General features: G+C 71.2%; 11 protein-coding genes. 9 read left to right on the top strand and 2 right to left on the bottom strand.

Features of this window, described 5'->3' with window-relative positions; genetic code table 11:
- Window positions 1-23 precede the first annotated feature (23 nt).
- Entirely contained in the window at window positions 24-998 is a 975-nt protein-coding gene (locus ACH4SI_RS28860) for a carbohydrate kinase (protein WP_398300622.1), read from the bottom strand.
- Entirely contained in the window at window positions 995-2,062 is a 1,068-nt protein-coding gene (locus tag ACH4SI_RS28855; protein ID WP_398300620.1) for a LacI family DNA-binding transcriptional regulator, read from the bottom strand. The genes ACH4SI_RS28860 and ACH4SI_RS28855 overlap by 4 nt, the downstream gene beginning before the upstream one ends.
- 184 nt (window positions 2,063-2,246) lie before the next feature.
- On the opposite strand from ACH4SI_RS28855, the gene ACH4SI_RS28850 reads away from it, so the two are divergent.
- From ACH4SI_RS28850 to tpiA, 9 genes are all read left to right on the top strand, one after another.
- Window positions 2,247-2,672 carry a Rieske (2Fe-2S) protein gene (locus ACH4SI_RS28850; RefSeq protein ID WP_398300618.1) on the top strand — a complete coding sequence of 142 codons (426 nt, stop codon included), beginning with the start codon at window positions 2,247-2,249 and terminating at the stop codon, window positions 2,670-2,672.
- Between the two features lie 40 nt (window positions 2,673-2,712).
- Window positions 2,713-4,740 carry an excinuclease ABC subunit UvrC gene (uvrC, locus tag ACH4SI_RS28845; RefSeq protein WP_398300616.1) on the top strand — a complete coding sequence of 676 codons (2,028 nt, stop codon included), beginning with the start codon at window positions 2,713-2,715 and terminating at the stop codon, window positions 4,738-4,740.
- Window positions 4,737-5,672, top strand: coding sequence for an RNase adapter RapZ (gene rapZ / locus ACH4SI_RS28840; RefSeq protein WP_199831033.1), 936 nt, complete (start codon window positions 4,737-4,739; stop codon window positions 5,670-5,672). The genes uvrC and rapZ overlap by 4 nt, the downstream gene beginning before the upstream one ends.
- On the top strand, window positions 5,669-6,688 hold the full coding sequence (gene yvcK / locus ACH4SI_RS28835; RefSeq protein WP_398300614.1) for a uridine diphosphate-N-acetylglucosamine-binding protein YvcK: 1,020 nt from the start codon (window positions 5,669-5,671) through the stop codon (window positions 6,686-6,688). The genes rapZ and yvcK overlap by 4 nt, the downstream gene beginning before the upstream one ends.
- The gene (gene whiA / locus ACH4SI_RS28830) at window positions 6,679-7,668 is read left to right on the top strand and encodes a DNA-binding protein WhiA (protein WP_176183588.1); all 990 of its coding nucleotides are present in this window, start codon (window positions 6,679-6,681) and stop codon (window positions 7,666-7,668) included. The genes yvcK and whiA overlap by 10 nt, the downstream gene beginning before the upstream one ends.
- Window positions 7,669-7,976: 308 nt before the next feature.
- Window positions 7,977-10,874 (top strand): M14 family zinc carboxypeptidase, encoded by a 2,898-nt coding sequence (locus tag ACH4SI_RS28825; RefSeq protein WP_398300611.1) that lies wholly within the window; start codon window positions 7,977-7,979, stop codon window positions 10,872-10,874.
- Window positions 10,875-11,047: 173 nt separating this feature from the next.
- Window positions 11,048-12,052, top strand: a complete 1,005-nt coding sequence (gene gap, locus ACH4SI_RS28820) for a type I glyceraldehyde-3-phosphate dehydrogenase (protein WP_398300608.1) — start codon at window positions 11,048-11,050, stop codon at window positions 12,050-12,052.
- Window positions 12,053-12,133: 81 nt separating this feature from the next.
- Window positions 12,134-13,336, top strand: coding sequence for a phosphoglycerate kinase (locus tag ACH4SI_RS28815; protein ID WP_398300606.1), 1,203 nt, complete (start codon window positions 12,134-12,136; stop codon window positions 13,334-13,336).
- Window positions 13,337-13,341: 5 nt separating this feature from the next.
- A complete protein-coding gene (gene tpiA / locus ACH4SI_RS28810) occupies window positions 13,342-14,118 on the top strand; it encodes a triose-phosphate isomerase (protein ID WP_398300604.1) in 777 nt (258 codons plus the stop codon).
- The last annotated feature ends 6 nt before the right edge of the window (window positions 14,119-14,124 follow it).

The following is a 14,124-nucleotide window of genomic DNA, read 5'->3' as shown; positions in this document are numbered from 1 at the left end:
CCGGGCGCGGCGCACCGCACGGTTTACGCCCCTACGGCCAGCTCGGCGGCGTACGGCGGCTCGGCGCCCGCCCGGGAGCAGGTGATCGCGGCGGCCCGGGCGGCGAACCCCAGGACGTCCTGCCAGGCGGCCTCGCCCAGCTTGGCCAGCGCGGGCGCCGACAGCGCGTCATGCGCCGCCAGCCGGTGCAGCAGCGCGGCGTTCACCGTGTCGCCCGCTCCGATGGTGTCCACGATCTCCACCCGCTCCCCGGGCACGGCCCAGCGGGATCCGTCCTGGCACAGCACGCTCAGCCCGTCCCCGCCGTGGGTGCAGACCACGGCCGCCGGTCCGGCCGCCGCCCACTCCCGTATCGCCGCCTCGACGGCCTCGTCGGACCCCGCCGGGGTGTCGCCGGAACCGGCCAGCCAGCGTGCGTCCTCGATGGACAGCTTGAGCAGTCCGACGTACGGCAGCCAGCCGCGGAAGCGGGCCCGGTAGGCGTCGGCGTCGGGAATGAGCCCGGTGCGGATGTTGGGGTCGAGCGCGGTGAAGACGCCGCGCCCTGCCTCGCGCCGCAGTAGCGCCTCGTACGCGCTCGCCCCCGGCTCCAGCACCAGCGAACAGGTCCCCAGCGACAGTGCCGTGGTCCCCTCCGGCAGCGCCGGGGGCAGCGCGAAGAGCCGGTCCGCGGTGCCCTGCACATAGAAGCCGAAGCCCGCCGACCCGTCGGCGCCGATCGACGCGACGGCGAGGGTGGTGGGCTCCGGGCCGCGCTGCACCAGGGCGGTGTCCACTCCGTCCTGGTGCAGCCGGGACAGCAGCGCCTCGCCGAAGCCGTCCGTGGAGACCCGTGAGCAGAAAGCGGTCGGCACGCCGAGCCGGCCCAGCGCCATCGCGGTGTTGTAGGGGCCGCCGCCGCGTGCCGGACGCAGGGCGGGCAGCTCGTCGCCCGTCGCGGCGGGCGCCGCGCGGTCGGGCACGAGATCGATCAGGGCTTCTCCGGCGACGACGATCACGGGACGGGGTCCTTTCCTGGAGGTGCGGGACGGTCGGCGGGCTCGGGTGCGGGCTCGGGAGCGCAGCCGCAGGATGTGCGGTGGACGAAGGCGCAGGGCAGCCGCACGGTACGCGGCGGCCGCCCCGGATGCTCCAGCCGGTCCAGCAGCAGCCGGACCGCGGTGCTGCCGATCTCCCGGCTGGGCTGGGAGATCGCGGTGAGCCCGGGGGAGAAGACATCGGCCCAGGTGAAGTCGTCGAAGCAGACGAGCGCCAGATCGCCCGGTACGGTGCGGCCCGCCGCCCGCAGGGCGCGCAGCGCGCCGATCGTCATCGCGTTGTTGGCGGTGATGATCGCGGTGGGCGGCTCGGCGGCGGTCAGGAGCCGGTGGGTGGCGTCCTCCGCGCCGCGCGCCTCGGAGTGGCCGTCCGCCAGCAGCCCGGGGTCGAACGGCAGCCCGCTGTGGTGCAGCCCGGTGCGGTAGCCGTCGATCCGCTCGGCGGTCGTGCTCAGCCCCGGCAGGCCCGCGACCAGGCCGATGCGGGTGTGGCCCAGCTCGGCGAGGTGGCGCACCAGTTGTTCGAGAGGGAACGCGTTCTCGGCGCAGACCTGGTCGTACGGATGGTCGTACCCGGCGCCGATCAGCCGGTCGAGGAAGACGCAGGGGACCCCGCGCCGGGTCAGATAGCCGATCAGCTCGGCGGGCTCGGCGGACGGCGCGACGATCACTCCGTCCACCCGCCGCTCATGGAGCAGCTGGACGACCTTCCGCTCATGGGCGGGGTCGTCGTGCGGATCGGCGATCAGCAGGCTGTAGCCGTGTTCCAGGGCGGCGGCCTCGACGCCCTGGAGGATCTCGGTGAAGTACGGATTGCTGATCGCCGAGACGGCAAGTCCGATCGAGCGGGTGCGGGCGGTGACGAGGGAGCGGGCGAGCGTATTGGGGGTGTAGCCGAGGTCGTCGATGGCGTCCAGGACGGCCTGGCGGGTGTCCGGCCGCACCCGGCGGGTCTCGTTGAGTACGTGCGAGACCGTGGCCACGGAGACGCCCGCGCGCCGGGCCACGTCGACCATGGTCGCCATCCGCCCGCCCCTCTCCTCGGTGTGCTGGGGGAACGTGGGGGAACGTACCGCATCCGCGACCCGGCGTAAACGCTTGCGCAAACGTTTACGTCCTGCCTCGGGCTTGCCGATGGGGTGGACCTATCCGTACCGGTATCGTCGTAGAGCAGCCCCATTCCGTACCGCCATGCCCCGTGGAGCCCCCATGACCAGCCAGCCCGCCTCCCGACGAACCATGCTGTGCGGAGCGGCCCTGGCCGGAGCCGCCGGGCTCGGGGCGGCGGCCTGCTCACCGGGGGGATCGGGCAGGAAGGCGTCCCCGACCCCCACCGCCCCCGTCGACCTCGGCCCGGCCGACGCCGTCCCGGACGGCGGCGCGAAGATCTACCGCGAGGACCGGGTGGTCGTCTCCCGGACCGCCGAGGGCCGGTACGCGGCGTTCAGCGCGGTCTGCACCCACCGGGGCTGCGTCGTGGACGAGGTCGAGAACGGAAGGATCAGCTGCCCCTGCCACGGCAGCGTCTTCGACGCCCGCACCGGCAAGGTCCTCCAGGGGCCCGCCGTGGAGCCGCTGCCGTCCGTGCCCGTCCGGGCGAAGGGCGGGAAGCTCATCGCGGGGCCGGAGGCCTGAGACACCGGAACTGTCACCGCCCGCCAGTAGGGTGGTGACCATGGCCGACCCGAGCAGCTACCGCCCCAAGCCGGGACAGATCCCCGAGTCGCCGGGGGTCTACAAGTTCCGTGATGAGCACGGCCGGGTGATCTACGTCGGAAAGGCGAAGAGCCTGCGCCAGCGGCTCTCCTCGTACTTCCAGGACCTGGCGAACCTTCACCCGCGCACCCGGACCATGGTCACCACGGCCGCCGCGGTCGAGTGGACCGTGGTCTCGACCGAGGTGGAGGCGCTGCAGCTCGAGTATTCGTGGATCAAGGAGTTCGATCCCCGGTTCAACGTCAAGTACCGCGACGACAAGAGCTATCCGTCGCTGGCGGTGACCCTCAACGAGGAGTTCCCGCGGGTCCAGGTCATGCGCGGCGCCAAGAAGAAGGGCGTGCGCTACTTCGGTCCGTACGCACACGCCTGGGCGATCCGCGAGACCGTCGACCTGATGCTGCGGGTGTTCCCCGTGCGCACCTGCTCGGCCGGGGTGTTCAAGCGCTCCGCGCAGATCGGCCGCCCCTGTCTGCTCGGCTACATCGGCAAGTGCTCGGCCCCCTGCGTCGGCCGGGTCAGCGCCCAGGAGCACCGCGAACTCGCCGAGGAGTTCTGCGACTTCATGGCCGGGCGCACCGGCACCTACATCCGCCGCCTCGAACAGCGGATGCAGGAAGCCGCCGAGGAGATGGAGTACGAGAAGGCCGCCCGGCTGCGCGACGACATAGGGGCGCTCAAGCGCGCCATGGAGAAGAACGCGGTCGTCCTCGCCGACGCGACCGACGCCGACCTGATAGCGGTCGCCGAGGACGAGCTGGAGGCCGCCGTCCAGATCTTCCACGTCCGCGGCGGCCGGGTGCGCGGCCAGCGCGGCTGGGTCACCGACAAGGTCGAGGCCGTCGACACCGCCGACCTGGTCGAGCACGCCCTGCAGCAGCTGTACGGGGAGGAGCGGGGCGACGCCGTGCCCAAGGAGGTCCTGGTGCCCGCCGTACCGGAGCCGGCCGAGCCGGTCACCCAGTGGCTCAGCGAGCGCCGGGGCTCCCGGGTCGATCTGCGCATCCCGCAGCGCGGCGACAAGAAGGACCTGATGGCGACCGTCCAGCGCAACGCCCAGCAGGCGCTCGCGCTGCACAAGACCAAGCGCGCCTCCGACCTCACCACCCGCTCCCGGGCCCTGGAGGAGGTCGCCGAGGCGCTCGGCCTGGACTCGGCGCCGCTGCGCATCGAGTGCTTCGACATCTCCCACTTCCAGGGCGATGACGTGGTGGCGTCCATGGTGGTCTTTGAAGACGGGCTGGCGCGCAAGGGCGAGTACCGCCGCTTCCAGATCAAAAGCTTCGCCGGGCAGGACGACGTCCGCTCCATGCACGAGGTCGTCGGCCGCCGCTTCCGCCGCTATCTGCAGGAGAAGCAGAAGATGGGGGAGTGGGAGGAACCCGAAGAGGCTCACGAGGCCACCGAGGAGACCTCCGGCCCCCTCGACGACGACGGCAGGCCCAAGCGGTTCGCGTATCCGCCCCAGCTCGTCGTGGTCGACGGCGGACAGCCGCAGGTCGCCGCCGCCAAGCGGGCGCTGGACGAGCTGGGCGTCGACGACGTGGCCGTCTGCGGGCTGGCCAAGCGGCTCGAAGAGGTCTGGCTGCCCGACGAGGAGGACCCGGTGGTGCTGCCCCGCAGCAGCGAGGGGCTGTATCTGCTCCAGCGGGTCCGCGACGAGGCTCACCGGTTCGCCATCACCTACCAGCGCAGCAAGCGCGCCAAATCGATGAAGGCCGGGCCGCTGGACTCCGTACCCGGCCTCGGCGAAAGCCGTAAGCAGGCGCTGCTCAAGCATTTCGGCTCCGTCAAGCGGCTGCGGGCCGCCACGGTCGAGCAGATCTGCGAGGTGCCGGGCGTCGGCCGGAAGACGGCCGAGACGGTTGCGGCGGCGCTCACCGGAGCGGCTCCGGCCGCCCCCGCCGTGAACACCGCCACAGGAGAGATCATTGAGGACGAGGCCGCATCGTCGGCACCGTCCGCGAGCCGGGGGACGAGATCATGACCGAGCACGAGATCCACGGAGACGGAGCGCAGGTGAATACGGGCACGACGGGAGAGTCCGCCGAGGCGGCAGCCATTCCCGAGCTGGTGATCATCTCTGGCATGTCCGGCGCGGGCCGCAGCACCGCCGCCAAGTGCCTGGAGGACCTGGGCTGGTTCGTGGTGGACAACCTGCCGCCCGCCCTGATCCCCACCATGGTGGACCTCGGCGCCCGCTCCCAGGGCAATGTGGCCCGCATCGCCGTGGTGGTGGACGTCCGGGGCCGCCGCTTCTTCGACAACCTCCGCGAATCCCTCGCGGACCTGGCCGCCAAGAACGTCAAGCGGCGCGTGCTGTTCCTGGAGGCATCCGACGAGGCCCTGGTGCGCCGCTTCGAGTCCGTGCGCCGCCCGCACCCGCTGCAGGGCGACGGGCGGATCGTGGACGGCATCGCGGCCGAGCGCGATCTGCTGCGCGAGCTGCGCGGCGACGCCGACCTGGTGATCGACACCTCCAGCCTCAACGTGCACGAGCTGCGCGCCAAGATGGACGCCCAGTTCGCCGGTGAGGAGGAGCCGGAGCTGCGCGCCACCGTGATGTCCTTCGGCTACAAGTACGGCCTGCCGGTTGACGCCGATCTCGTGGTGGACTGCCGCTTCCTGCCCAATCCGCACTGGGTCCCCGAGCTGCGCCCCTTCACCGGGCTCAACGAGGAGGTGTCCGGCTACGTCTTCAACCAGCCCGGCGCCAAGGAGTTCCTGGACCGGTATGCCGAGCTGCTGCAGCTGATCGCCGCGGGTTACCGCCGCGAGGGCAAGCGCTATGTGACGATCGCGGTCGGCTGCACGGGCGGTAAGCACCGCAGCGTGGCGATGTCCGAGCGGCTGGCCGCCCGGCTGGGCGCCGAAGGGGTCGAGACCGTCATCGTCCACCGTGACATGGGGCGCGAGTGACGATCCGTAACGGGCGGCTGCGGCGGCTCGTCGGGTCCCGTACGAGCCGGAGCGCGCAGCCCAAGGTGGTCGCGCTCGGCGGCGGTATGGGCCTGTCCGCGTCGCTGGCCGCACTGCGCCGGATCACCGGAGATCTGACCGCCGTGGTCACGGTGGCCGACGACGGCGGCTCCAGCGGTCGGCTCCGCGACGAGCTGGGGGTGCTGCCGCCCGGCGATCTGCGCAAGGCGCTGGCGGCCCTGTGCGGGGACGACGACTGGGGCCAGACGTGGGCCCGGGTCATCCAGCACCGTTTCATCAGCGAGGGCGAGCTGCACGGACACGCCGTCGGCAATGTGCTGATCGTCGCCCTGTGGGAGCAGCTGGGCGACCATGTGGCCGCGCTCGACCTGGTCGGCAAGCTGCTGGGCGCGCACGGCAGGGTGCTGCCGATGTCGGCCGTGCCGCTGGAGCTGCAGGCGTACGTCAAGGGCCATGACCCGGCGCGCCCGGACGAGGTGTCGACGGTCGCCGGGCAGGCGACCGTCGCGCTCACCCCCGGCGAGGTGCAGTCGGTCCATCTGGTGCCGAACGACCCGCCGGCCGTCCCCGAGGCGGTCGAGGCGGTGATGGACGCCGATTGGGTGGTGCTGGGTCCCGGTTCCTGGTTCTCCTCCGTGATCCCCCACCTCCTGGTGCCCGACCTGCTGCGCGCCCTCACCGACACCAAGGCCCGTCGGGTGCTCTCGCTGAATCTCGCGCCGCAGCCCGGCGAAACCGATGGCTTCTCCCCGCAGCGTCATTTGGAGGTTTTGGCCCGACACGCCCCTAAACTCGCCTTCGACGTGGTGCTGGCCGACGAGGCCGCCGTCCCCGACCAGAGCAGCCTGTGCGATGCCGCGAAGCGACTGGGCGGCACGGTCGAGCTGGCGCCGGTGGCCGCGACCGACGGTTCCCCGAAGCATGACCCGGAGCTTCTGGCGGCCGCGTACGACCGTATTTTTCGGATGCATGGAAGGATCGGCCCATGGCGATGACGGCAGCGGTGAAGGACGAAATCTCCCGGCTCCCCGTCACCCGCACCTGCTGCCGGAAAGCGGAGGTCTCGGCGATCCTGCGGTTCGCGGGCGGCCTTCACCTGGTGAGCGGGCGCATCGTGATCGAGGCGGAGCTGGATACGGGCATCGCCGCCCGCAGGGTCCGCAAGGACATCCTGGAGATCTTCGGGCACTCCTCCGATCTGGTGGTGATGGCCCCCGGGGGCTTGCGCCGCGGCAGCCGGTACGTGGTGCGGGTGGTGGCGGGCGGTGATCAGCTGGCCCGCCAGACCGGTCTGGTCGACGGCCGCGGCCGGCCGATCCGCGGGCTGCCGCCGCAGGTCGTCTCCGGGGCCACCTGTGACGCCGAGGCCGCCTGGCGCGGGGCGTTCCTCGCCCACGGCTCGCTCACCGAGCCCGGCCGCTCGTCCTCCCTGGAGGTGACCTGCCCCGGCCCGGAGGCCGCGCTGGCGCTGGTCGGCGCCGCCCGCCGGCTGCAGATCGCCGCGAAGGCGCGCGAGGTGCGCGGGGTGGACCGGGTCGTCGTCCGTGACGGTGATGCCATCGGCGCGCTGTTGACGCGGCTGGGGGCGCACGAATCGGTGCTCGCCTGGGAGGAGCGGCGGATGCGCCGCGAGGTGCGGGCCACCGCCAACCGCCTGGCCAACTTCGACGACGCCAATCTGCGCCGCTCCGCCCGGGCCGCCGTCGCCGCGGGCGCGCGGGTGCAGCGCGCGCTGGAGATCCTGGGCGAGGAGGTGCCCGAGCACCTGGCCGCCGCCGGGCGGCTGCGCATGGAGCACAAGCAGGCATCCCTGGAGGAGCTGGGCGCGCTCGCCGACCCGCCGCTGACCAAGGACGCCGTCGCGGGCCGTATCCGCAGGCTGCTCGCCATGGCCGACAAGCGCGCCCAGGACCTGGGCATTCCGGGTACGGAGTCGAGCCTGACCGACGAGATGGCCGAGGGCATGGTCGGCTGACCGGCGGACCGGCTGAGCTGCGCCTTCGCGGCCGTCGCGTCCCGCGCCCCCGGCTCCCCGTGCGGACCCGGGGGCGCGGTGCGTCCGGGTGATCACCGATCACCCCAGGTGTTCACATCATCGGATCATGGCCCGCGCGTCGCTGTTGACATGGTCATGGGCTGACATGAGGCTTATGCGGCGATGCACCCAGTCGATGCACCCATACGTCGGAACGACAGTCAGGGGGGCTCATGACGACACGCAGGACCAAACGGAGACGTACGGCGAGAGCGATCCTCGCGGCGACGGCCCTGTTATTGGGGGGAATGGCCGCCACACCCGCGGCCCACGCACAACCGGCGGCCGACGCCGCCGCCGAGGGGCTGTCCGTATGGACCGCCCAGGTCACCCGGGCCCAGATCCCGCTGCTGCTGAGGGCGGGCGTGGACGGGACGGAACTCGGCGCGCAGGTGCCCGAGAAGGGCGCCGGGCCGGTCGAGCTGTATCTGACCGGCACCCAGGCCGCCGCGCTGCGCGGCCAGGGCATCGCCCTCACCGAGAAGAAGCTCTCGCAGCGGACCCTGAGCCGCGTCGAGGCCGCGGGTGACGGCGTCTTCCGCCCGTACAGCGGCGACGGCGGGCTCAAGCAGGAGATCGTGGAAACCGGCCGGGCGCATCCCGGTCTCACCAAGGTGGTCAGCATCGGCAAGACCACCCAGGGCAAGGACATCCTCGCGCTCAAGCTCACCAAGGGCGCCGCGAAGAGCCGCGACGGCAGCAAGCCGTCGGTGCTGTACATGTCCAACCAGCACGCCCGTGAGTGGATCACCCCGGAGATGACCCGGCGGCTGATGCACTACTACCTGGACCGCTATGGCAAGGACGACCGCGTCACCAGGATCGTGGACCGCACCGAGCTGTGGTTCGTGCTCTCCGCCAACCCGGACGGCTACGACTACACGCATCAGAGTCCCAAGAACCGGCAGTGGCGCAAGACCTTGCGGGACAACAACGGCGACGGCAAGATCACCGCCGGCGACGGTGTCGACCCCAACCGCAACTTCCCCTACAAGTGGGGCTACGACAACGAGGGGTCGTCCGCCGACCCGGCCGACGAGACCTACCGCGGCCCCGCCCCCGGCTCCGAGCCCGAGACCAAGGCGCTGGACCGCTTCGAAAAGCGCATCGGCTTCGAACTCGGCGTCAACTACCACTCGGCCGCCGAACTGCTGCTCTACGGCGTCGGCTGGCAGGTCGCCACCCCGACCCCCGACGACGTGCTCTACAAGGCGCTCGCCGGCACGCCCGAGCACTCCGCGATCCCCGGCTACCACCCACAGGTGTCCTCGGAGCTGTACACCACCAACGGCGAGGCCGACGGCCACGCGGCCAACGTCAACGGGATGATGCTGTTCACCCCGGAGATGTCGACCTGTCAGACCGCGTCCGATGTCGACCCGAACGACGCCTGGCAGCCGCGGGACTGCGCGTCCATCTTCACCTTCCCGGACGACGAGAAGCTGATCCAGCAGGAGTTCGCCAAGAACATCCCCTTCGCGCTCTCCGTCGCCGAGACCGCCCAGCACCCCGACCGGCCGTCGTCGTCGGTCGGCATGACCGCGCCCGACTTCACCCCGGACGCCTTCACCACCTCCTACGCCCGCGGCGCCGCCCAGGACGTCTCCGTCACCGTCCGCAAGAGCGTCCGCGACAAGAAGCTCAACTACCGGGTGAACGGCGGGCGCACCCACACCGCGTCCCTGCGGCCCTGGAAGGGCGGCGAGACCTACGGCGGCGAGGACAACATCCGCTTCGACCAGTACCGGGCCGCCGTCAGGGGCGCGGACCCCGGAGACAGGGTGAAGGTCTGGTTCACCGGCCGCACGAAGGGCGGCGCGCGGACCGCGAGCGAGCCGTTCGGCTACGCCGTCGCGGAGCGGCCCCGCGCCGACACCCTGGTGATCGCCGAGGAGGGCGGCAACGCCCCGGCCCGGCACACCGCCGCGTACACCAGGGCGCTGGCGGACAACGGCCGCAAGGCGGCCGTCTGGGACGTCGCGACCAAGGGAGCGCCGTCCGCGCTCGGGGTGCTCGATCACTTCAGGACGGTGCTCTGGTACACCGGCGCGGAGAAGCCCGGCGGGGCCACCCTGCTCGCGGTGCGCGACTACCTCAACGAGGGCGGCAAGCTGATCACCACCGGTGAGCAGGCGGGCGGCAGCTCCGTGGTGGGCCCGGCCGACACCGACGACTTCAGCCAGTACTACCTGGGCGCCGACGGCCGCCTCACGGTGCAGTCGCCGCCCACGTACCAGGGCGCCGGGGCGCTCGACGGGGCCTCCGCGGCGCTCGGCGACGCGCCCGGCAACCCGCTCGACGCCGCGGGCGCGTACACCGTCACCTCCGATGTGCTGCCGCCGGAGGACTTCCCGCAGTTCCGCAGCGCGGGCGCGGGCGCGTACTCCGGCGTGCGCACCCCGTTCCAGCCCTACGAGGGCGAATGGATGGCCGCCGCCGTCCACCGGAACAACTCCTGGATGCGGCTGTCCCGCACCGTCGACCTGACCGGGGTGAGCGCCGGGGACAAGCCGAGCCTGGCCTTCCGGCTCAGCTACGACACCGAGCCCGGCTACGACCATGTGATCGCCGAGGCGCACACCGTCGGCGCGGACGACTGGACCACGCTGCCGGACGCGGGCGGCGCCAGCTCGGACCGGGTCCCGGCCGAATGCGAGGCGGGCTTCCTGCTGACCGCCCACCCGTTCCTGAAGCACTATCTGGCCGCCGGCGACGACGGCTGCCGCGGCCAGGGCAGTACGGGCGCCTGGAACAGCTTCACGGGCTCCTCGGGCGGCTGGCAGCCGGTCTCCCTGGACCTGAGCCGCTACGCGGGCAAGAAGGTCGAACTGGCACTCTCGTACGTCACCGATTCGGGCACCGGCGGCCGCGGCGCCTTCATCGACAGCACCGCGCTCGTCACCGGCGGCGGCACACGGGACGCCGAGGGCTTCGAGACGGCGCTCGGCCCCTGGTCGGTGCCGGGGCCGCCGGAGGGCAGCCCGGCGAACACGGCGGACTGGGCGCGCTCGAAGGAGCTGTTCCGGACCGCGGCCGCGGTCACCACCCGGGACACCGTGCTGCTCGGATTCGGCCTGGAACACGTCAAGGACGCCGCTCAGCGGGCGTCACTCGTGAGGAGTGCACTGCGTGCGCTGCACCGTTGACAGAGTGTGACAAGTCGTGACTGAATCGGCGGCCCATGCCCCTTTCCGGTGGTCATGGGCCGCCGACGCCAATGTCACGGACGTTACGTGATAGCGGTAGGGTCGGAGGCGGTCGGGGATTCCCAAACAGCTCGCCGGCGTCCAGACCGGCACACCAACGAGGAGATCGGTTCGTGACGATCCGCGTAGGCATCAACGGCTTTGGCCGCATCGGTCGCAACTATTTCCGCGCGCTCCTGGAGCAGGGCGCGGACATCGAGATCGTCGGTGTCAACGACCTGACCGACAATGCCACCCTGGTGCACCTGCTGAAGTACGACACCATCCTCGGACGGCTGAAGCACGAGGTCAGCCACACCGAGGACACCATCACGGTGGGCAACCAGACCTTCAAGACCATGGCCGAGCGAGACCCGGCCGCCCTTCCGTGGGGAGAGCTGGGGGCCGACATCGTCGTCGAGTCCACCGGCATCTTCACCAAGCGTGACGACGCGGCCAAGCACCTGGCCGCGGGCGCCAAGAAGGTCCTGATCTCCGCGCCCGCCAAGGACGAGGACATCACGATCGTGATGGGCGTCAACAACGACAAGTACGACTCCGCCCAGCACCACGTCATCTCCAACGCCTCCTGCACCACCAACTGTGTGGCGCCGATGGCCAAGGTCCTCGACGAGAGCTTCGGCATCGTCAAGGGTCTGATGACGACCGTCCACGCGTACACCAACGACCAGCGCATCCTGGACTTCCCGCACAAGGACCTGCGCCGCGCCCGCGCCGCCGCGGAGAACATCATCCCGACCTCCACCGGCGCCGCCAAGGCCACCGCCCTGGTCCTGCCGCAGCTCAAGGGCAAGCTGGACGGCATCGCGATGCGCGTCCCGGTCCCGACCGGCTCGGTCACCGACCTGGTCCTGGAACTGGACCGCGAGGTCACCAAGGACGAGATCAACACCGCCTTCCAGAAGGCGGCCGAGGGTCAGCTGAGCGGCATCCTCGAGTACACCGAGGACCCGATCGTCTCCTCCGACATCGTCAACTGGCCCGCGTCCTGCACCTTCGACTCCTCCCTGACCATGGCCCAGGGCAAGCAGGTCAAGGTCGTCGGCTGGTACGACAACGAGTGGGGCTACTCCAACCGCCTCGTCGACCTGACCGTCTTCGTCGGCGGCAAGCTCTGACCCTGCCGCAATGAGCGAGGAACGGGGCCCGCTACGGCACACGTCGTAACGGGCCCCGTGCCATGATCAAGGAGTCACTCTGTGAAGACGATTGACGATCTCCAGGTCGACGGGAAGCGGGTCTTCGTCCGCGCCGACCTCAACGTCCCGCTCGAGGGCGAGACGATCACCGACGACGGCCGGATCCGCGCCGCCGTGCCGACCATCGCCACGCTCCTGGAACGGGGCGCCAAGGTGGTCGTCGCCTCGCACCTCGGCCGCCCCAAGGGCGCGCCGGACCCGCAGTTCTCGCTCGCCCCGGTCGCCAAGCGGCTCGGCGAACTCCTCGGCAAGCAGGTCGCGTTCGCGACCGACACCGTGGACGACAGCGCCCGGGCGACCGTCGCGGGGCTCGCCGCGGGCGAGGTCGTGCTGCTGGAGAACCTGCGCTTCAACGCCGGTGAGACGGCCAAGGACGACGCCGAGCGCGGTGCCTTCGCGGACCGGCTCGCCGCCCTCGCCGACCTCTACGTGGGCGACGGCTTCGGCGCGGTGCACCGCAAGCACGCCTCCGTGTACGACCTCCCGGCGCGGCTGCCGCACGCCGCGGGCGGACTGATCGCCACCGAGGTCACCGTCCTCAAGAAGCTCACCGAGGACGTCCAGCGGCCGTACGCGGTGGTCCTCGGCGGCGCCAAGGTCTCCGACAAGCTCGGCGTCATCGACCACCTGCTGGGGAAGGCCGACCGCATCCTGATCGGCGGCGGCATGGCGTACACCTTCCTCAAGGCCCAGGGCCACGAGGTCGGCAAGTCGCTGCTCCAGGAGGACCAGGTCCCGGTCGTCCAGGACTACCTGCGGCGGGCGCGGGAGCGCGGCGTGGAGTTCGTGCTGCCCGTCGACGTCCTCGCGGCGGACGGGTTCCCGGACCTCAAGACCAAGGCCCCGGCGCATCCGCAGGTCGTCCCCGCGGACGCCATCCCGGCCGATCTGGAGGGGCTGGACATCGGTCCGGACACCCGCAAGCTGTACGCCTCGAAGCTCGCCGACACGGCCACCGTCTTCTGGAACGGCCCGATGGGCGTCTTCGAGCACCCCGACTACGCCGACGGCACCAAGGCCGTGGCCCAGGCGCTTCTCGACAGCCCCGCCTTCACGGTGGTGGGCGGCGGCGACTCCGCAGCGGCCGTCCGCATCCTGGGCTTCGACGAAGCCGCTTTCGGCCATATCTCGACCGGCGGCGGTGCAAGCCTCGAATACCTCGAGGGCAAGACGCTCCCCGGCATCGCCGCACTGGAGGACTGAACACCGTGAGTGACCGCACCCCGCTGATGGCGGGCAACTGGAAGATGAACCTCAACCACCTCGAGGCCATCGCCCACGTCCAGAAGCTCGCCTTCGCGCTCGCCGACAAGGACTACGAGGCCGTCGAGGTCGCGGTTCTGCCGCCCTTCACCGATCTGCGGTCTGTGCAGACCCTGGTCGACGGCGACAAGCTGAAGATCAAGTACGGCGCCCAGGACATCTCCGCGCACGACTCCGGCGCGTACACCGGCGAGATCTCCGGCCCGATGCTCTCCAAGCTGAAGTGCACCTATGTGACCGTCGGCCACTCGGAGCGCCGCCAGTACCACGCCGAGACCGACGAGATCTGCAACGGCAAGGTGAAGGCCGCCTTCCGGAACGACCTCACCCCCATCCTGTGCGTGGGCGAGGGCCTGGACGTCCGCAAGGCGGGCAACCAGGTCGCGCACACCCTCGCGCAGCTGGACGGTGGCCTCAAGGACGTCCCGGCCGAGCAGGCCGAGACCATCGTGATCGCGTACGAGCCGGTCTGGGCGATCGGCACCGGCGAGGTCGCCACCCCCGAGGACGCCCAGGAGGTCTGCGGGGCCATCCGCGGCCGGCTGGCCGAGCTGTACAGCCCGGAGCTGGCCGACAAGGTCCGGATCCAGTACGGCGGCTCGGTGAAGTCCGGGAACGTGGCGGCGATCATGGCGCAGCCTGATGTGGACGGCGCCCTGATCGGCGGCGCGGCTCTGGACGCCGACGAATTCGTCAAGATCGTTCGTTTCCGCGACCAGTGAGTAGGT

The organism is Streptomyces sp. NPDC021212 (assembly GCF_044332925.1).
In the GTDB taxonomy this organism is placed as follows: Bacteria; Actinomycetota; Actinomycetes; order Streptomycetales; family Streptomycetaceae; genus Streptomyces.
The sequence above is the reverse complement of the archived record's forward strand: the minus strand, read 5'-3'. Positions and strand labels throughout refer to the sequence as shown.

Coding starts and splice junctions, on each gene's coding strand:
- ACH4SI_RS28855 (WP_398300620.1), bottom strand. CDS start 2,062: ATGGCGACCATGGTCGACGTGGCCCGGCGCGCGGGCGTCTCCGTGGCC.
- ACH4SI_RS28850 (WP_398300618.1), top strand. CDS start 2,247: ATGACCAGCCAGCCCGCCTCCCGACGAACCATGCTGTGCGGAGCGGCC.
- uvrC (WP_398300616.1), top strand. CDS start 2,713: ATGGCCGACCCGAGCAGCTACCGCCCCAAGCCGGGACAGATCCCCGAG.
- rapZ (WP_199831033.1), top strand. CDS start 4,737: ATGACCGAGCACGAGATCCACGGAGACGGAGCGCAGGTGAATACGGGC.
- whiA (WP_176183588.1), top strand. CDS start 6,679: ATGGCGATGACGGCAGCGGTGAAGGACGAAATCTCCCGGCTCCCCGTC.
- ACH4SI_RS28825 (WP_398300611.1), top strand. CDS start 7,977: ATGGCCGCCACACCCGCGGCCCACGCACAACCGGCGGCCGACGCCGCC.